We start from the raw sequence: 18689 nt of genomic DNA on the forward strand, positions 1-18689 counted from the left end.
GGGTCAGAGGGGTGTGGCGCTGCCGTCGGCGGTGTAGCCGACGTACATCGGGCGGTACCCGGCGGCCAGCGGATCGGCGTGCGGATTGTCCTTGACCAGGAAGAACTGCCGGCCGTCCGGGTCGATGGCGGTGCCGTCCGGCGCGGTGACCGAGGTGTAGACGACCGGCGAGACCGAGTCGTAGAGGTTCGCGTCGACCCGGGTGGTGCCGTCCGGCATCGGGTTCAGCGCTTCCAACCGGAAACCGGAGGGCAACGGCTGACCCCCGACCAGCGCCGTACGGAATTCCGGCCGCTCCACATAGGACGAGATGGCAGGGGTGGCCGCGACGAGACCGTTCGTGGTGGGCAGCAGCGGCTCCGCGGGAGAGGCGAGCGAGCCTGCCGGGGTACCCAAAGTGGGCTCGGATAACCGCGGCTCCAAGGGCGTCCCCGAACGGGCCTCCAGACGCGTCCCCGATCGCGCCCCCAAAGGCGTCCCGGAAAGCGGCTCAAGCGGCATCGCGGATCGCGGCTCAAGAGGCGCCCCGGATCGCGGCTCGAGCGGCGCCGCAGAGCCACCCCCGGTAACCGAGAGATTGCTGAAGTCGTGGCCCATCTTGTAACCGGCCGTCCGCGCGTCGTCATCGACCTCGCGATACATCTTCCCGCTCTCGCGCAGCCCGGCCGCCGTGTACTCCAGCGACCCCTTCACCCCGCCGACCAGGTTCTCCAGGTTGTCGAGCCCGGACAGGAACTTCTGCGAGAACTCGCGGCCCATGTCGTCGTCGCCCCACGCGTCCGCATACTGCACGCGCAGCGCCTGCAACCGCCGCAGGTAGTCGTCGTACATCACGGCGTGGTCGGCGTACCGGTCGCCGAGCGCCGACACCCCTTCCGGGTCGACCCAGATCCGGCCGTTGACCTCGCTCATTCCTGCGTCTCCCGGATGCCCAGGATCTCGCGCACGCTGGTGGCCATCCGCGGTTCCTTCGGCATGTACGCGTCGACGCCTTCCTTGCCCCGCACCATCGCGGCGGCGTCCACACCGTCCGGCAGCATGGGCGCGAGAATCCGGGTGGCTTCCTCGAACGCCGCCTCCTTGGCCTCGTTGAAGGTGGCCAGCACGACGGCGGTGAGGTCGGCCGGTGTCATCCGCCGGTACGCGCCGTTCGCGAACTGGATGTCGGTCAGGACGCCGTTCTGACCGACAGTAACCGTCACTTCGCGGCGGGGCGACGTCGCGGATGCGGAAATCTCGCTCATCCGGCGCTGCATGTCGCTCAGGTTGTCGCGCTGCCGCTGGTATTCCTCGAAGAGTCGTTCGATGCGATCCATCAGGCCGGACTCCTTTCGTGGCAACGGATCCCGGGATAACGCGCGAGACGCTAGCACGCTTCGGGCCGGTTCCCGAGAGTCTGTGATGCTTCACAAAGGAAAGTGTGAGTCCGTAACTTTTGGTTCATCCTTAGATGGTTGACAGGGCAACGTCCTAAACGTTTGTATGCTCGCCGTGACGATGCCAAAAGTAAGTACCACCCAGGACGGCATGCAGTTCGCCATCCAGCAGTTCGAGGAGAAGGCGAACGAGTTCACCGGTCTCCTGCAGAGCGTCAACTCGGACATGGCGCAGCTTCAGGCCAGCTGGACGGGTCAGGCGTCGGGTGGCTTCAACCAGGCGATGGACAACTGGGAGAACGCCTTCAAGAACGTCATCGACGAGCTCATCAAGATGCTCGACGTCATGGGCGTGACGACCAAGGGCTACACCGACGCCGAGGACTCGGCCTACCAGTCCGCGCAGTCCTTCTCCCAGGCCCTCCCGGGCATCTGACCCACCAGAAAGGGGCCCTCGGGTGTCCGATTACACGTTCGACTTCACGCAGGCCGACGCCACCGTCTACGACATGAACCAGATAACCCAGCGCATCAACTCGGCGCTGGCCGAGATGGAGTCCGCGGTCGAGGCCCGCATGCAGGACTGGGACGGTGCCGCCAAGCAGCAGTACGCGGTCTCCAAGGCGCAGTGGGACAAGTCCGCCGGCGACATGGGTGTCTTCCTCGAGCAGGCCCGTCTGACGCTGCTCCAGATCTCCGACAACTACGGGACCACCGAGCAGCGTCACGCGATGCTGTGGAACGACGTCCGCGGCGGCTGAGCCTCCGCACGTGACTTCCACGCCGGCCTGGCACCTCGCGCAGGCCGGCGTTGCCCGCTGCGATGGGCGCGCCGAGTAACCGGAGAACAAGGACCATGACGGACTTCAGCTACGCCAACGACGACGCCATCAAGCAGACCGGCGTTCTCCCGCAGCACGACACCGACACCGGCAACCCGCCCGGCTGGACCGATGCGGTGATCAACAAGATCACGACGGAGATCGAGAAAGAGCACGCGAACGACCACGGCGAGAGCGCCGGAATCAAACCGGACTACGACCACAGCAAGTTCACGGCCGAGGAGAACGCCGCGTACCAGTGGTACAAGGACAACGTCATCGAGCCCGGCCACTGGAAGCAGATCGTCGCGAACTACGAGGCCAACGGCGGTTCCAAGGCCCCGACCGGGGCGACGGCCACGCCGTACGACCCGGGCGACGAGTACATCCCGAAGAAGGGCTCGGGCTTCCAGCCGCCGGACGTGAACGAGTACAACGGCCCGGACAACAAGAGCCACACCCTGTCGGTGAGCACCGAGGCGATCGAGTACTTCATCAACGAGCTCAAGGCGGTGGCCGGGGACGGCACCGGCATCCTGCTCGACGCCCGTGGCGACCTGAACAAGCTGGACATGAAGCCGGGTGGCTTCGCGCGCGCCGAGCTGATGCGCCAGAAGGTGATGGGCTCGCAGGGCGGTGACCCGGGCCTGCGCGGCGACAGCATGGACATGCTCACGAACATCCACTCGGCGCTGTTCAACATGCAGACCGACCTGCACAACATGCTGGTCGAGTACCAGAACACCGAAGACTTCAACTCGTTGACGGCGGAACAGTTCAACGACGTCATGGACGACGCCTGGGGCAAGGTCGGCAACATGTCCCAGTACGGCAAGGGTGACTCCTCCGGCGGCGGCAGCGGCAGCGACGGCGAAAAAGACAAGTGACGCAGCCGAAACCGAACCGGGACGACTGGAAAGACTCCGGCGGCGGCTGGTTCCCGCCGTCGACCGTGCCGACGAGCGACCTCAACGACTACCGGACGTGGGCGCAGACCCCCGGCGGCTGGGCGATGATCAAGGCCGCGGTCAACGGCGGCTCGGGCCTGTCCACCGACGCGCAGCGGGCGCACGCGAACCAGATGGTGAGCGCGCAGTCGGTGGTGGACGGCGCGGCCGCGTTCCAGCGCACGTACGAGACCCTGGCGTGGCTGGAGACCTTCGTCCGCGACCACTCCAAGGCGATCGCCGGCGACGGCAAGCCGTGGCAGGGCGCGGCGGCCAACGCGTTCGTCGCCAAGATGGAGTGGTTCGCCAAGTATCTGGGCGCGCAGGCCGAGCGGATCTCCGGGGCGGACGGTACCGGCGGTATCGGTTCGGTGCCCAACCAGCTCAACAAGAGCGCGAACTATCTGGCGTGGGCGCAACAGACCCTGGACTACCTGGACACGGCGTACGCGGGCCTGTCCAAGGACGCCGGTAACGGCAGCGGCGGCGACGGCCTGGTGAACATCACCGGCTCGGCCTACGAGAAGCCGATGACCGACCAGATGCTTCAGGTCGTGGACACGCTGGCCGGCCAGTACGACCTGACCTACAGCAGCGTGACCCCGCCGCAGGGCAACGGCGATCCGCCGATCACCACGCCGAACCTGAGCGACATCACCACGCCGAACATGCCGAACCTCACCCCGCCCGGCGGCTCGCCGCCGCCGGACATCTCCACGCCGAACTTCAACGGCCCGGGCGGCGGGGGCGGCGGCGGCTCGAACCAGCCGGACATCACCACCCCCAACATCTCGCTGCCGAACTTCGCGGCGCACGTGACGCCGCCGAACATCAGCACCCCCGGCATCAACCCGCCGCCCACGGGCGGCGGCCTGCCCGGGCTCGACCTGCCGAAGCCGCCCGGCGGCGTGAATCTGCCGAAGCCGCCCGGCGGCGTCGACCTGCCCAAGCCGCCCGGCAGCGTCCTTCTCCCGAAGCCGCCCGCCGGCGGGAACCTTCCGAAGCCGCCCGCCGGCGGGAACCTCCCGAAGCCCCCGGGCGGCGTCAACGTGCCGAAGCCGCCCGGCGGGGTCAATCTGCCGAAGCCCCCGGGCGGCGTGAACCTGCCGCCACCGCCGACCAAAGGCGGCGGGATCGGCGACGGCATCGACATCCCCGGCGGGGTCAAGGGTGGGATCGGCGGACCGGGCGCGGGCGGCCTCGGCGGCGCCGGCCAGCACCCGGGCGGCGCGCCCGGCGGCGGCGTCAACCTGCCGGACGCCCCGGATTCCGGTGGCCTGCTGACCGGAGACCAGTCGGACTGGCAACCGCATGCCTTCGACGGCATCGACGTGCCGGATGCTCCGGGCGGTGCCGTCCCCGGCGGCTCGGGCCTCGGCGGACTCCCGGGCGGCGGCCAGCCGGGCGGCGCGCCCGGCGCGGGCGGCGGCGTCAACCTGCCGGACGCCTCGGACGCCGGCGGCCTGCTCACCGGCGACGCCGACGACTGGCACAGCCAGGACCTCGCCGTCGACGGCCCGGCGGCCCCCGGCGGTGCCATGCCCGGCGGCGCCGGACTGGGCCCCGGCGGCGGCGCGCCCGCCGGCGCCGGAACCACCCTGCCCGAACGCCCCGACGCCGCCGGACTGGTCGACGGCGACGAGTCCGACTGGGGTGACGGCGAGGGCGTGCCCGGCCCGGACGCTCCGGCCGGCGTGACGGCCGGCGGTGCCGGGCTGACCGTCACCGAACTCGTGCCCGATCACCTGGTCCCGCTTCCGCAGCGGGAGGCCCCGGCGGCGTACACCGGCACGACCGCCCCCGGCGACCGTCCCGAGGCGTCCGACCTGGTCGAGGCCGACGCCGAGGTGTGGGCGACGGACGCGCCGATGGTTCCGGTCACCGCGATGGACATCCCGGTCGTGCCGAAGGACGACGAGAAGCACAAGCGTGACGCCCTCGTGGCCGTGCCGATCGTCCCGGTCATCCGCCCGGCCGGGCCGGTCACGGAGGTCGACGTGGTGGTGCCCGCGGTGCCGCCGCCCGCCGGAGAAGCCGACGAAGCCGAACAGGTGGCGCTGCAACGGGCGACCGCCGAGGTCGAGGAACGCGAGGAGCCGGACCGCCCGGACGCCGCCGAGTTGCTCGCCGAGGACACCGAGCACTGGGAGCCGGAGACCGAGCCGAACGCGCCCGCACAGGACGGCGACCACGTTCCCGTGGTGCGGCCGGAGGAGAAGGTCGGCGACACCGGAGGCTGGGACGACGGTGCCGACTGGCTGCACGACGAGAGGGTGACCGATGTCTGAACGCCCGGTGTGGCGGCCCGCCCGCCCCGCGGCGTCCGAGACGGCCGAGCCGGACCGCCCGCTGAGGTGCGGCGGCGAGGGCCCGATCCTCAGCGTGGACGAGCGTTTCGAGATGATGCGCGCGCTCAAACGCGAGTGGGACGAGGAGAAGGCCCGCACGGCCGAGGAAGAGAAGAAGGCCGAGAAGCCGGCCGACGACGAGGACGAACAGCGCGTCATCGAACGGTTCCGCAACGACCGGTACGCGGTGAAACTGCTCCGGCAGGCGGACGACGTCTGGGGCGGCGGCGCGGGCGACACGGGGGCCCTCGGATGAGCACGGTCACCGTCAAGCGCCCGCCGCGTCAGGCCACCCCGGAGGCGCCCGAGGGCGAGGTCGACCTGCAGGAGCCGCCGCTGATGGCGGAGGAGGCCCCGCTCGACTTCCGCTCGTTCGCGATGATCGTGCCGATGGGCCTGGGCATGGGCGCCATGATGGCGATGTTCGGCCTCTACAGCCGGGCGCCCATCATGTACGTGATGGGCGGCGCGATGGCCTCCGGCATGCTGCTCATGGGCGTCATGCAGATCGGCAAGTCGGCGTCCGAGCGCAAACGCAAGATGCGTGGCGAGCGCCGTGACTTCCTGCGCTACATCGCGCAGCTGCGCAAGCAGGCCCGTACCGCCGCCGACGAGCAACGCCAGTACGTGCTCTGGAACAATCCGCAACCCGACTGGCTCTGGTCGATCGCGGCCGGCACCCGCCTCTGGGAACGGCGGCCGAGCCACGACGACTTCGGCCGGGTCCGGATCGGGCTGGGCCGGCAGAGCGCGCTGCTGCGGTTCGTGCCGCCGACCACCAAGCCCATCGAGGACCTGGAGCCACTGTCGTCCATCTCGTTGCGGCGCTTCTCCGAGGCGTACCGGACGGTCGGCGGAATCCCGGTCAGCGTGGGCCTGCGCAGCTTCACCTCGATCGAGCTGGAGGGTGACGCCGGGCCGGCCATCGACCTGGTCCGGGCCATGCTGGCCCAGCTGGTCACCTTCCACGCGCCGGACGACGTACGCGTCGCCGTGCTCGCCACCGAGGCCCACCGCGGCCCGTGGGACTGGATCAAATGGTTGCCGCACAACGCGCATCCGTCGGCGGTCGACGCCGCGGGACCGGTGCGGCTGTTCGCGAGCAGCCACGACGACCTGATGGACCTGCTCGGCCCCGAGGTCAGCGACCGTGGCGACCACGACCGCGGTGCGCGACCGTCCACAACGGAGCCGTTCGTCGTCGTCCTCGCGCACCTGGCCGACATCCCGGACAGCTCCCGGCTGCTCGGCGCCGGCATCCGCAACGTGGTGCTGCTGGACCTCACCGGCGCGATGCCGGGCGGCCCGAAGGTGCTGCGGCTGAGCGTGGACGGCGACCGGGTGACGTTCCCGGCCGGGGACTCGACCGGATCCGCGGTGCGCGACGCGATGGACGACGTGCAGGCGCTGGCGCTCGCCCGCGGGATGGCGCCGAAGCGTACGAGCGGAACTCTGGATGTGGTCGACGAACCGCTCACCAACGACTTCGACCTGGCGTCGCTGCTCGGCATCCGCGACCTCTACGGGTACGACGTGCAGGCGTTGTTCCGCACCCGGCTGCCGCAACGCAACCGGCTGCAGGTGCCGATCGGGGTCACCGAGGACGGCGAGGTCATCGAGCTCGACCTCAAGGAGTCGGCGCAGGGCGGCATGGGCCCGCACGGCCTGCTGATCGGCGCCACCGGCTCCGGCAAGAGCGAATTGCTCCGTACGCTGGTGAGCGCGCTCGCCGCCACGCACAGCTCGGAGATCCTCAACCTCGTGCTGGTGGACTTCAAGGGCGGCGCCACCTTCATCGGCATGGACCGGCTGCCGCACACCTCGGCGGTCATCACGAACCTGGCCGACGAGCTGCCGCTGGTCGACCGGATGCAGGACGCGCTGAACGGCGAGATGACCCGCCGGCAGGAGCTGCTGCGCGCCAGCGGATACGCGTCGCTGTTCGAGTACGAGAAGGCCCGCGCGGCCGGCGCCCAGCTCGTCCCGTTCCCGGTGCTGCTCATCATCGTGGACGAGTTCAGCGAGCTGCTCTCCAGCAAGAACGAGTTCATGGACCTGTTCGTCTCGATCGGCCGGCTGGGCCGCAGCCTCGGCGTGCACCTGCTGCTGGCCTCGCAGCGCCTGGACGAGGGCCGGATCAGCCGCGTCGAGGGACACCTGTCGTACCGGCTCGCGCTGCGGACGTTCTCGTCGATGGAATCCCGCGCGGTGATCGGCGTCGGCAAGGCGTACGAGCTGCCCTCGGAACCGGGCAACGGCTACCTCAAGGTCGACACCACCAATCTGGTGCGGTTCAAGTCCGCGTACGTCTCCGGACCGTACGTGGGCTCCGGCCCGGGAAAGGTGGCCGTCGACGCGTTCGGCCCGCAACGCGAGCTCGTCGAGTTCACCACCCGGCAGGTCGCCGCCCGCCACGACCTGGCCGACCGCCCGGACGAGGTGAGCGAGACCACCGAGGAGGCGCCGGCTGGTCCCAGCGTGGTCGAGGTTCTCATCGAGCGCCTCGCCGGCTCCGGACCGCCCGCCCGGCAGGTGTGGCTGCCGCCGCTGGCCGCCGCGCCCAGCATGGACTCGCTGCTGCCCAGCGTGGTACCGGACCCGAACCGTGGTATGACCGTGGACGAGCCGGCGCTGCAGGGCCGCCTGCGGATCCCGATCGGCATCGTGGACCGCCCGCAGGACCAGATCCGCGAGCTGCTCTCGGTGGACCTCGGCGGCGCGGACGGGCACGTGGGCATCGCGGGCGCACCGCAGAGCGGCAAGTCCACCCTGCTGCGCAGCCTCATGCTCGGCCTGGCGCTCACCAACACCCCGCTCGAGGTGCAGTTCTACGGCCTCGACTTCGGCGGCGGTGGCCTCGCCTCGATCGCCGGGCTGCCGCACGTCGGGTCCATCGCCACCCGGCTGGAACGCGACCGGGTGGTCCGGACCATCGAGGAAGTCCTGCAGGTCATGGAACGGCGCGAGAACGAGTTCGCGCAGCGCGGCCTGGACTCGATGGCGTCGTACCTGGCACTGCGGGCGCGCGGCGAGATCAACGACCCGTTCGGCCACGTGTTCCTGGTGGTCGACGGCTGGTTCACGATGAAGCAGGACTTCACCGACCTGGACTCGAAGTTCCAGGAGATCGCCTCGCGTGGCCTGTCCTACGGCGTCCACGTGGTGGTGACCGCAACAAGATGGTCGGAGATGCGCACCTGGCTGCGCGACCTGATGGGCACCCGCCTGGAGCTCCGGCTCGCCGACTCGATGGAGTCGGACGTCGGCACCCGCAAGGCGGCCACCGTGCCGAACCAGCCGGGCCGCGGCCTCACCTCGTCCGGGCTGCACTTCCTCGGCGCGCTGCCCCGGATGGACGGCAGCTCGTTCACTGGCGACCTGGCCGAGGCGACCAAGGCCGTCACCGAGGAGATCGGCACCTTCTGGCGCGGCCCGGTCGCGCCGCCGGTGCGGATGCTGCCGGCCGTGCTGCCCGCCGAGGCGCTGCCCGACCCGCAGCCGGACTTCCGGGTCTGCCTGGGTCAGGACGAACAGCGCATCGCCCCGGTCTGGCACGACTTCATGACCACCCCGCACCTGCTGGTCTTCGGCGACTCGGAGACCGGCAAGACGAACATGCTGCGGCTGGTGCTGCGGGCCATCCAGCGCCGCTACACCCCGGAACAGGCGAAGGTGGTGCTCGGCGACTCCCGGCGCGACCTGGACACCGCGATCCACCCCGCGTACCAGGTGGGTTCGGCATTCACCGGGGACCGGATGCACGAGCTGGCCGGTCAGACCTCCGTCTCGATGAACCGCCGGCTGCCCGGCGCGGACATCTCGTCGGAACGGATGCGCCGCCGCGACTGGTGGGAGGGGCCGGAACTGTTCGTGGTCGTCGACGACTACGACCTGATGACCAAGGGAATCGGAGTGGGCTCCACATTGGAGCCGCTGCTCCCGTTGCTGGCCCAGGGCACGTACATCGGACTGCACGTGATCCTGGCCCGCAGCACCTCCGGCGCGGTGCGGGCGATGATGGACCCGGTCGTGCGCCGGATGTGGGAGCTCGGCACCCCCGCCACGCTGTTCTCCTATCCGAAGGAAGAGGGCAAGTTCCTGGGTGAGGCCGCGCCGCGCCGCCTCCCCGCCGGGCGCGCCCAGCTCGTCACCCGGCGCGGCGTGCGGTTGATGCAGACCGGCCACGTCAGCGGGACGAGCCGATGAGAGAGGTAAGCGCATGACCGCGGCGATGAGCGGAGAGCTCTGCCGGATCACCGTGTTCGGACCGGACCGCAAGGTGGACCTGGCCGTGCCGGTCACCACCCCGGTCGCCGACCTGCTGCCGATGCTGCTGCAGCACACGTCGGCCGGACGCGGGTTCGAGCGGGAACTGCCGGAGGGCCCGTGGGTCCTGCAGCGGCTGGGGGAGGCGCCGTTCGAGCTGTCCGGCACCCCGGAGAGCCTGGACTGGCTGGAGGGCGAACAGCTCTACCTGCAGCGGGCCGAGGATCCGCTGCCCGAGCTCGACTTCGACGACCTGGCCGAGGGCGTCGCCACGATGGTGAACCGGCGCGCCGACCGCTGGCAGGCCGAGTACCGGCGGCCGCTGTTCCTGGTGCTGTCCGCGATCGTGATGCTCGTGGTGGCCCGTGCGGTGGTCGCGCGCGGGCCGATGCTGCCGCAGGTGGTCACCGGCGCGGCCCTGGCCCTGGCGTTGCTGACCGCCGCGCTGGTGAGCGCCCGCAAGGTGACCGACGGCCACTTCGCGCTGCTGTTCGGCTGCGGGTCGGTGTTCTTCGGAGCGCTGGCCGCCGCCCGGGCGTTCCCGGGTCAGCCGGTGCTCGGCGGGGCGCTCGCGGCGGTCGTGCTCACCGGGCTGTTGCTCGTCACCCAGCGGACCGTCACCCCGTACCTGCCGTTCGGCCCGATGCTTTTCGTCGGCGTCACCGCGCTCACCGTGGTCCTGATCCTGCTGCTGGGCAAGGCGGCCGGCACCGACACGAAGCAGACCAGCGGTGCGGCCGCGGCGGTTCTGTTCTTCATCGTGGTCCTCGCGCCCCGGGTCGCGGTCAAGCTGTCCCGCCTGCGCGGGCCGCAGCTGCCGAAGACCGGCGAGGACATGGCGTACGACATCGACCCGGACGACTCGGCGCTGGTGAAGAGCCGCGCCGACTACGCCGAGACGTACCTGACCGTCGCGATCGCGATGGCCGCGGTACTGCTGCCGGTGCTGTTCCACTTCGTCAACACCGTCGGCGGCTGGTCGGGCTGGACACTGGTGCTTGTCATCGCCAGCGCGATCCTGCTGCGCTCCCGCACGTTCTTCGGCCTGTGGCAGCGGCTCGTCCTGGTCGGCGCCGGCGTCATCGGCTACGTCATGGTGGTGCTGCGCTTCGCGCACACCTTCCCCGAGGGCGCCCGGTACGCCATGGTGGGTGCCCTGCTGGCGCTGCTGATCCCGCTGGTGATGGCGGCGCTACGCCCGTGGCCGCAACGCATGCTGCCGTTCTGGGAGTACGCGGCGACGTTCCTGGACGTGGCCAGCGGCGTGGCCGTGCTCCCCGTTCTCGCTCAGGTGCTCGGCGTGTACGCCTGGGCGCGCGGACTGTTCGGGTAGGCCGCCGTGCAGACCCAGCGCGACCACGTCCACGCCCACCAGTTCATGATGGGCCGGCTCAGCTCCGCCCTGGTTCAGGGCGACCCGACCAGCGCCGAGATCCCCGGGCACCGGGCGCTGACCGGCCTGCTGTTCGGCATCCTGGTGGCGGTGCTCGGCATCGGCGGCGTCGCCGTCTACGGCTGGATCGTCCCGGGCGGCAGCAACGCGTATACCAAACCCGGCACCATGCTGGTCGAGAAGGAGACCGGCAACCGGTACGTGTACGTCGGCGGCGCGGTGCACCCGGTCGCCAACGTGACCACCGCGTCGCTGCTGCTCGGCGGGGCGATGACGGTCAAGCTCATCTCGCGGAACTCGCTCAAGGACGTGCCGCACGGCAACGAGCTCGGCGACATCCGCTGGCCGCAGTCGGTGGCCGCGAGCACGCCGGTGGCCGGTCCGTGGATGGTCTGCCTGCCCGGCTCCCGCGTCAAGGAGCCGTCGCCCACCGCGCTGGGCGTCAACCTGAGCCCGAGCGCCCCGAGCGCGCCGCTGGCCACCGACCGGTTCACCGTGGTGCGTTCGCCGGGCGGCACCGACTATCTCATCAATCAAGGGCACAAGTACGCCGTACGCGATGACTCCGTGCTGGTGGCCCTGGGCGCCGGCAACGCACCCGCCGTGCTGGCGCCACAGTTGTGGCTCGACTGGCTGCCCAGCGGCACCGAGCTGAAACCCGCGGTGATCGCGCACGCGGGCGCCGACGGCCCGTCGATCGGCGGCGAGAACTACCCGGTGGGCACCCTGTTCGAGCAGAAGGACCAGCTTTTCGTGCTGCTGCGCGACGGCCTGGCCCCGATCGGCGCGACCGACTTCCTGCTGGCCGCTTCAAAACACGACACCCCTCCGGTAAGCCTCGACGCCGCGGACGTGGCCGCCGCGCCGAAGTCCGACGATAAGACGCTCGCCAAGCGGCTGCCCGACTTCACCGAGATGCACTGGCAGGACCCGGGTGACGCGGTGCTGTGCCAGCGGCAGGCCCCCAAGGACGAGAACACGTTCCAGACGATGGTGGTCTACACCACGGCCGAACAGTCCGGTGTGGACGGCAAGGGCGGCGCGCACGTCGTCGCCGCGCCCGGCACCGGCATGGCCGTGGTAGCCGTCCCGCATGCCAAGACGGCCCACCCGGCGATCACGTTCATCTCCGAGTCCGGCATGGCCTACCCGGTGGCCGACCAGAAGACGCAGAGCGCGCTCGGGCTCGACCGGGCACCCGCGCCGCCGTTCCCCAAGAGCCTGCTGTCCACCCTGGACACCGGCCCGACGCTGAGCCAGGCAGCCGTCACCGGACCCACAGGAGGCTGAGCCATGGCGAACGGGATTCGCGGACTGCTGCGCGGCAAGGGCGACGACCCCGGCGGCGTCGCGCAGCACACCGTCGGCAACGCGCTGGTCCTGCACAGCGAGGAGAAGATCAGCGCGGAGGCACAATCGCTGGCGTTGTCCGTGGTCGCGGACGCCGAGAACGACATCGTCGTGCTCGACCTCGGGGAGGGCATGCCGATCAACTCGTGGGAGTCGATGGCCGGTGTGCTGCCACGCCGCCGCCGCGGGATCCGGCTGGTCGCCTGCGGCAAGCACCACAACGCCGCCGCGATGGCCGGCCAGTGGCTCTCCGAACGGCTCGGCCGCACCGTCATCGCCCCCGACGGCGACCTGGTCCGCGGCTCGGCCGGAACGCTTTTCGTGCACTCGGCGCCGGGCAGCGGTTGGGTGCGGTTCCGGCCCGGCAAACAACCGGACTGGGACGCGAAACGCTACCCCGCGCCGCTGTGGGACCGCGCGGTCGTCGACAACCGCGCGTCCAGCTCGGTCGGTGAGATCGAGCCGCTGCCCGGCGGCGTGTGGATCCACGACACCCGCGACACCGAAACCGTGGCGCTGCACCGGGAACGGCTCGTCGGCGGGGTGCCGTGCCAGCCGGACCGGATGACCGTGCTGCTCGGCTGCCCGGGCACCCCGGCGCTGTCGCTCGACGACATCGTGCGGTTCTGGCGCTCGCTGGACCCGGACGCCCGCGAGCAGGCGCGGTTCGTGCAGTACGGCGACGTGCGGCTGCCCGAGGGCGAGACGTTCGGGCAGACGCTGGCCGACCTGCTCGGCACCAACATCGTCTGCTACACCGGCGTGCCGATGGGCAGCCCTGCCCGCTTCGACCTGCGGACCGTGCGCGCCGACGGGTCGCTGGGCTGGCCGCCGTTCGCGCTGGAGCTCAGCTACTCGCCGCGCGCGCACCCGAACTCGCGGGCGCGCCGGCCCAGCGTGCTCAGCCATCGGGCACCGCTGCGCTGGACCGAGGAGATCACCCCGCGCGTCTACTGGTACGCGCCGGACGCCGTCGTCGAGATCGTCCCATCCGGACTGTGGGTGCGCGGCGTCGAGGAGCCCGCGAACGCCGAACGGGTCCGCGGTGCGGTGCTCGACCCCGAGGGCGGGACGCTCATCTTCGACGACACGGTGGCCGAGCGGGCCGCCCGGATGCGGGAGCTGGCCGCCGACCTGGCCGCCCGGATGGACGACCTGACCGCGGCCGGCAGCGTGCTGGTGCCCGCATCGGTGCTGGTGCCCGGCATGAAGCCGGCCGGCCGGGCGGGTGCCGCCGCGGACGTGGACGCGTCCGCCGTCGCGGTCGCCGAAAGTGTGCGGGCCTCGACGCCGGCCCCCAAGGCCACCGCCGCGGTGCCGCGGGCCCAGCCGACGGCGATGACCGGCCTGGTCGTGCCGGAGGTGGCCGCACCCGAGGCGCAGGCCCTGCAGCGCTACCTCTCCGACCAGAAGACCCAGGCCGTCGGGCGTCCCTCTCCGGCACAACTGCGCGCGTACGCCCAGGGCACCGCCCAGGTGCCGGTCGCGGCTCCGGTCGAGCCCCCGCCGCCCGTGGTCCCGGCGTCCGTGCCGGTCGAGCCGCCCAAGCCCTACGCCCCGCCGGCGGCCTTGCACGAGCCGACCACCTCACTGCCGGTCGTTGAGCAGCGCACCAAGGAGCCCGAGGACAAGCTGGACGCGGCCCCGTCGATGGTCATCGTCCTGCCGCCGAAGCCCGTCGAACCCCCGGCCCCCATCGCCTCGGTCGAACCGCCGGCCTCGGTCGAACCGCCGGCCCCGACCCAACCGCCGGCCCCGATACCACCACCGCCGCCGCTCGCCCCCGACGCGATCGCACCCCCGGTCGAGGCCGTCCTTTCCACCGTGGCCGAGGTGACCCTCCCGGAGCCGGTCTCTGTCCCCGTCCCCGCCACCGCGGGCCCACCGGATCCACCCGCCGAAACCCCGGAACAGCCGGAACGACCGCACGAGAAATCGGCTCCGGTGCCGCCCGCCGCATCGGTGCTCCCGCAACCCGTCCCGGACGCCTCGGCCTTGGCCCTGCTGCCCAACCGCCCCCTGGACGAGGAGCGGGCCTGGCTGCGCCGCACCCTCAGCCGCGAGTTCGACACCCTGGCCAGCTCGGTCGCCCGCATCATGTCCGAGCATCCCGGCATGCAGAGCCCCGGCCTCAGCACCGACGACGTCCTGGCCGACTCGGTCGCCGTCCGGCTCTTCCTGTCCGCGCGCGGCGCCAGCGTCGACGCCGGCCTGCGCACCGGTCGCAACGGCCCGCACGTCCCCCTGGCCCGCTGCGCCGTGTCCGGCCTGTCCCGGCTGCCCTCGTTCCGCGGCACCACGGTCTTCCGCATGTCGCCGCGACCCGAGGAATGGGACCTCTACCGCGGCCGCCGGGTCGTCACCGACTGGGGTTTCGTCAGCACCCTGACCCAGCCGTGCGAGTCCCAGGACGGCGACACCGACATCCTGGTGTGGTCGATGACCGGCCGCCGCACCGGCCTGCTCGAACCCGAGGGTGACGAGCACATCGACGACCGGGTGGTCTACCTGCCCGGCACCAGCTTCAAGGTTCTCGACTTGCGCGAGCCCACGGGCGGCGAGCGCGGCGCGATCCTGATCCGCGAGATCGGCGGCAACGAGATCGACGACCACGGCCGGGTCGACCCGGACCGGGTTTCGCTCGACGAGCTCGCCGTGACCGCACTCGACCGCAGCCTGGAGCGCTGGGCCGGCGGGCAGACCAAACGACGCATCGGTTCGGCCGCACGGGCACGCTTCGACGTGCTCCCCGGCCTGGCGGAAGGTGGACGGCGATGAGCCGGCAAGTTCTGGTGGTGGGCTCCGGGCAGCCGGGCGCGTACCCGACCATCGGCGCCGCGCTCGCCCGCGCCGAGGCCGGGGCCACGATCTCGGTGCATCCGGGCCGGTACGCGGAGAAGCTGGTCGTCGGCAACCGGGTGACGATCAGCGCCGAGCCGGGCGGCCCGGTCGAGGTGCACGTCGAGGAGGGCAGTGTCCTCGTCGTGCACGGCGAGGGCGCCCAGCTGCGCGGCCTGAGCCTGTCCAGCGCGGACCCGAAACTCGCCGCGGTCGACGTGTACGCCGGGGAGGTCGCGCTCGACGACTGCCGGATCGGCGGCGCCTCCTGGACCACGCTGCTGGCCCGGCTGCAGGGTTCGCTGGCCATGCGCAACTGCGAGGTGACCAGCAGCGCCGGCGCCGGCATCGTGATGATGTCGACCGGCACCGGCACCGTCGAGGACACCACGGTCACCCAGGTCGGCACGTCCGGCATCGTGGTCGGCGAGACCGCCCGGCTCACGCTGCGCCGCTGCGTCGTGCGCGACACCCCGGCGAACAGCGTCTGCGCCAACGGCGACAGCCACCTCGTGATGGAACAGTGCGAGATCGCCGGGGCGCAGAAGCCGGCCCTGGTGGTGGAGGGCCAGGCGCACGCCCGGATCAGCGGCCTGACGATCCGGGACAGCGCGAACGTCGACGTCTTCCTGCGCGGCGGGATCGACGCGGCGTTCACCGACTCCACCTTCACCGGCGCGGCACTGCAGTCGGTGCACATCACCGACGCGGCCACCCCGGTGTTCACCCGATGCACCTTCGAGCGGGCCGGGCACACCGCCGTGCACATCACCGGGGGAGCGCGGCCCACCCTCGCCGACTGCACGATCGGCGACAGCCCGATCGCGGTCGTCACCGAGGCCCAGGCGTCGCCCACCCTGACCGGCCTGACCGTGCGCGGCACTCGCGATCAGGTGGCCCTGTTCGGCGGTGGCGGCACGGTGACGCTGACCCGGCTGCGGGCCACCGTCGAGCGCGGCGACGGCGTCGTGGTCCGCGACGAGACCACCGTGGACGGCGAGGACCTGGCCCTCGACGGCGGCGGGCTGGCGCTCTCCGGCAAGGCCACCGGTACGGTCCGGGACGCGCGGTTCACCGGCGGCGGCATCACCGTCGACTCCGGGCGGCTGACCCTGCGGGACAGCGAGATCGCCTCGGTCCCCGGCGACGGCGTGCTGGTCACCGGCGGCGGTCAGCTCGTCGCCACCCAGGTGCGGGTGCGCGACGCCCAGGGCAGCGGTATCGCGCTGGAGAGCGGCGCGCACGGCACGCTGACCGCCTGCGAGATCCTCGGTAGCGGCGGCGAGGACATCCGGCGCGGCGACGGCACCGAGCTGACCGTCGAATCCGTCACGACGGCGGCCCCGCGGCAGCCGGTACCCGACGAGACCGGGGAGACCCCCGACGAGGAACCGGCCGGCGAGCTCAGCGGTCCGCTCGGCGAGCTGAACGCGCTGATCGGCCTGCGCGGCGTGAAGCAGGAAGTCACCGCGCTGATCAACCTGATCAAGATGGCCCAGGTCCGGCAGCAGATGGGCCTGCCGATGCCGCCGATGAGCCGGCACCTGGTCTTCGCGGGCCCGCCCGGTACCGGTAAGACCACGGTGGCCCGGCTCTACGGCTCGGTGCTGGCCGAGCTCGGCATCCTGTCCAAGGGGCACATGGTCGAGGCGGCGCGGGCCGACCTGGTGGGTCAGTACATCGGCTCGACCGCCATCAAGACCACCGAACTCGTCACCAAAGCGCTCGGCGGTGTCCTGTTCATCGACGAGGCGTACACGCTGTCGGCCGGATCCGGCGGCAGCGGCCCGGACTTCGGTCAGGAGGCCATCGACGCGCTGATGAAGATGATGGAGGACCAGCGCGACGAACTGGTGGTCATCGTCGCCGGCTATTCCGAGCTGATGGAGAAGTTCCTCGAGTCCAACCCGGGTCTGGCCTCCCGCTTCACCCGGACCGTCGAGTTCCCCAACTACTCGGTCGCCGAGCTGGTCACCATCACCTCGAACCTGGCCACCAAGCACTACTACGAGCTGACCGACGACGCGACCGACGCGCTCACCCGCTACTTCGAGCTGATCCCGAAGAACGCGACGTTCGGCAACGGCCGGGTGGCCCGCAAGCTCTTCGAAGCGATGATCAACAACCAGGCGTCCCGGCTGGCCACCACGCCGCCCGCGAAGGACACCGAGCTCAACCGGCTCACCGCGGCCGACCTCGCACCCGAGCTGGAGTTGCTCGACGATCTGCCGGTCGAGCAGAGCAGCCACCCGGACAGCGCCACCGATCCGGCCGGTGCCATCAAGGCGACCCGCAGCTGGAAACGCGTGTGCGAGCTGGTCGGCGCGGCCCCGGTGCGCGAGGCTCTGGGCGCCGGGCTGCTCAGCCTCTGTGATCTGCGGAACAGGCGGCGCGCGTACGGGAAAAACGCCAATCTTCTGCTCGGCGGTCTCGCCGGCAGTGGGCGCAGCGAGGTCGCGCGACTGTATGCCGCGGGCCTGTCCGAGCTTGGTCTGGTGCCGGTCGGGCAGCTCGTGCGGGTGCGCACCGGCATGGATCTGGCCGCGCAGTGGGACGGCCAGGCCCAAAGCCTGGTGCGCGCCGCGATGGCCGATGCCGCGGGTGGCGTGCTGCTGGTCGACTACGAGCCGGGGGAGAGCTCGGACGAGGCGGTCGAGGCCCTCGTCGCGCTGATGCGTGGTGCGGCCGGCGATCCGGTGGTGGCGCTGATCGGCGAGAGCGAGGCGCTGTCGGCGCTGCGCCGCGCGGTCCCGGGCGTGGTCGATGTCTTCGGCCAGCAATGGACCATGCCCCCGTACGCCACCGAGGAGCTCGGCGAGATCGTCGTACGTCACCTGGTGCGCCGTGGCCACGAAGTGCCCCCGGACGTGCGTGCCGCCATCGTGGAACTCTCCGTGAAACTGCCGCAACCCACGGTACGGGCGGCGCACGGGTTCGCTGCGTCACTGAGCCGGACGGCCGCGTCGCGTACGCTCGCGCTCGCCGATCTAGGAGTCCCGATGCAATCAAGCGGCTTGACCGCGGTCGGCTGAGCTCAAGGAAAGCGGGCCATGCAACCGGAGATGCAGGAGTTCCTGGACAACGCGCGGGCGTTCGAGCAGCGCATGCGCGACGGCGAGGCGTCGCTGCGGCAGGCCGTGGTGACCGGCCGGTCCGCCGACGGCACCGTCGCGGTGCTGGCCAGCGGCCTCGGGGAACTCAAAACCGTCCGCGTCGAGCCCGGTGTCTTCGAGCACCGCGACCCGGACCGGCTGGCCGCCGCGATCGCCGAGGCCGTCCGGGCGGCCGCCGCCAACGCCCGCGGCCTCGCCGAGCAACGGATGGGGCCTGTCGAGATAAACCTGTATTGA

13 protein-coding genes are annotated in these 18689 nt (G+C 71.3%); 11 read left to right on the forward strand and 2 right to left on the reverse strand.

Features of this window, described 5'->3' with window-relative positions; all coding sequences use genetic code 11:
* Positions 1-3: 3 nt before the first annotated feature.
* Together HH310_RS37875 and HH310_RS37880 are read right to left on the reverse strand one after the other, a co-directional pair.
* Positions 4-912 carry a hypothetical protein gene (locus tag HH310_RS37875; RefSeq protein WP_169180573.1) on the reverse strand — a complete coding sequence of 303 codons (909 nt, stop codon included), beginning with the start codon at positions 910-912 and terminating at the stop codon, positions 4-6.
* A complete protein-coding gene (locus HH310_RS37880) occupies positions 909-1316 on the reverse strand; it encodes a YbaB/EbfC family nucleoid-associated protein (RefSeq protein ID WP_169180574.1) in 408 nt (135 codons plus the stop codon). Before HH310_RS37880 ends, HH310_RS37875 begins: the two co-directional genes overlap by 4 nt.
* A gap of 175 nt (positions 1317-1491) precedes the next feature.
* On the opposite strand from HH310_RS37880, the gene HH310_RS37885 reads away from it, so the two are divergent.
* The 11 genes from HH310_RS37885 to HH310_RS37935 all read left to right on the forward strand — a co-directional run bounded on the left by HH310_RS37885 (position 1492) and on the right by HH310_RS37935 (position 18689).
* Complete coding sequence (locus HH310_RS37885) at positions 1492-1812, forward strand: WXG100 family type VII secretion target (RefSeq protein WP_169180575.1); 321 nt, start codon at positions 1492-1494, stop codon at positions 1810-1812.
* A gap of 22 nt (positions 1813-1834) precedes the next feature.
* Positions 1835-2137 carry a WXG100 family type VII secretion target gene (locus HH310_RS37890; RefSeq protein ID WP_169180576.1) on the forward strand — a complete coding sequence of 101 codons (303 nt, stop codon included), beginning with the start codon at positions 1835-1837 and terminating at the stop codon, positions 2135-2137.
* 95 nt (positions 2138-2232) lie between these two features.
* A complete protein-coding gene (locus HH310_RS37895; RefSeq protein WP_169180577.1) occupies positions 2233-3084 on the forward strand; it encodes a hypothetical protein in 852 nt (283 codons plus the stop codon).
* Positions 3081-5432, forward strand: a complete 2352-nt coding sequence (locus HH310_RS37900; RefSeq protein ID WP_169180578.1) for a hypothetical protein — start codon at positions 3081-3083, stop codon at positions 5430-5432. Before HH310_RS37895 ends, HH310_RS37900 begins: the two co-directional genes overlap by 4 nt.
* On the forward strand, positions 5425-5748 hold the full coding sequence (locus HH310_RS37905; protein ID WP_169180579.1) for a hypothetical protein: 324 nt from the start codon (positions 5425-5427) through the stop codon (positions 5746-5748). The genes HH310_RS37900 and HH310_RS37905 overlap by 8 nt, the downstream gene beginning before the upstream one ends.
* Positions 5709-9698: a type VII secretion protein EccCa gene (gene eccCa / locus HH310_RS37910; protein WP_211193143.1), complete on the forward strand. Its 3990-nt coding sequence runs from the start codon at positions 5709-5711 to the stop codon at positions 9696-9698. Before HH310_RS37905 ends, eccCa begins: the two co-directional genes overlap by 40 nt.
* Positions 9699-9711: 13 nt before the next feature.
* A complete protein-coding gene (gene eccD, locus HH310_RS37915) occupies positions 9712-11091 on the forward strand; it encodes a type VII secretion integral membrane protein EccD (RefSeq protein ID WP_169180581.1) in 1380 nt (459 codons plus the stop codon).
* 6 nt (positions 11092-11097) lie between these two features.
* Positions 11098-12441: a type VII secretion protein EccB gene (gene eccB, locus HH310_RS37920; protein ID WP_169180582.1), complete on the forward strand. Its 1344-nt coding sequence runs from the start codon at positions 11098-11100 to the stop codon at positions 12439-12441.
* A 3-nt stretch (positions 12442-12444) separates the two neighbouring features.
* Complete coding sequence (locus HH310_RS37925) at positions 12445-15279, forward strand: hypothetical protein (protein ID WP_169180583.1); 2835 nt, start codon at positions 12445-12447, stop codon at positions 15277-15279.
* Positions 15276-18371 carry a right-handed parallel beta-helix repeat-containing protein gene (locus HH310_RS37930; protein ID WP_169180584.1) on the forward strand — a complete coding sequence of 1032 codons (3096 nt, stop codon included), beginning with the start codon at positions 15276-15278 and terminating at the stop codon, positions 18369-18371. The genes HH310_RS37925 and HH310_RS37930 overlap by 4 nt, the downstream gene beginning before the upstream one ends.
* 18 nt (positions 18372-18389) lie before the next feature.
* Positions 18390-18689: a YbaB/EbfC family nucleoid-associated protein gene (locus HH310_RS37935; RefSeq protein WP_169180585.1), complete on the forward strand. Its 300-nt coding sequence runs from the start codon at positions 18390-18392 to the stop codon at positions 18687-18689.

Origin of the sequence: Actinoplanes sp. TBRC 11911 (assembly GCF_012933445.1) — a bacterium.
Classification (GTDB): domain Bacteria; phylum Actinomycetota; class Actinomycetes; order Mycobacteriales; family Micromonosporaceae; genus Actinoplanes.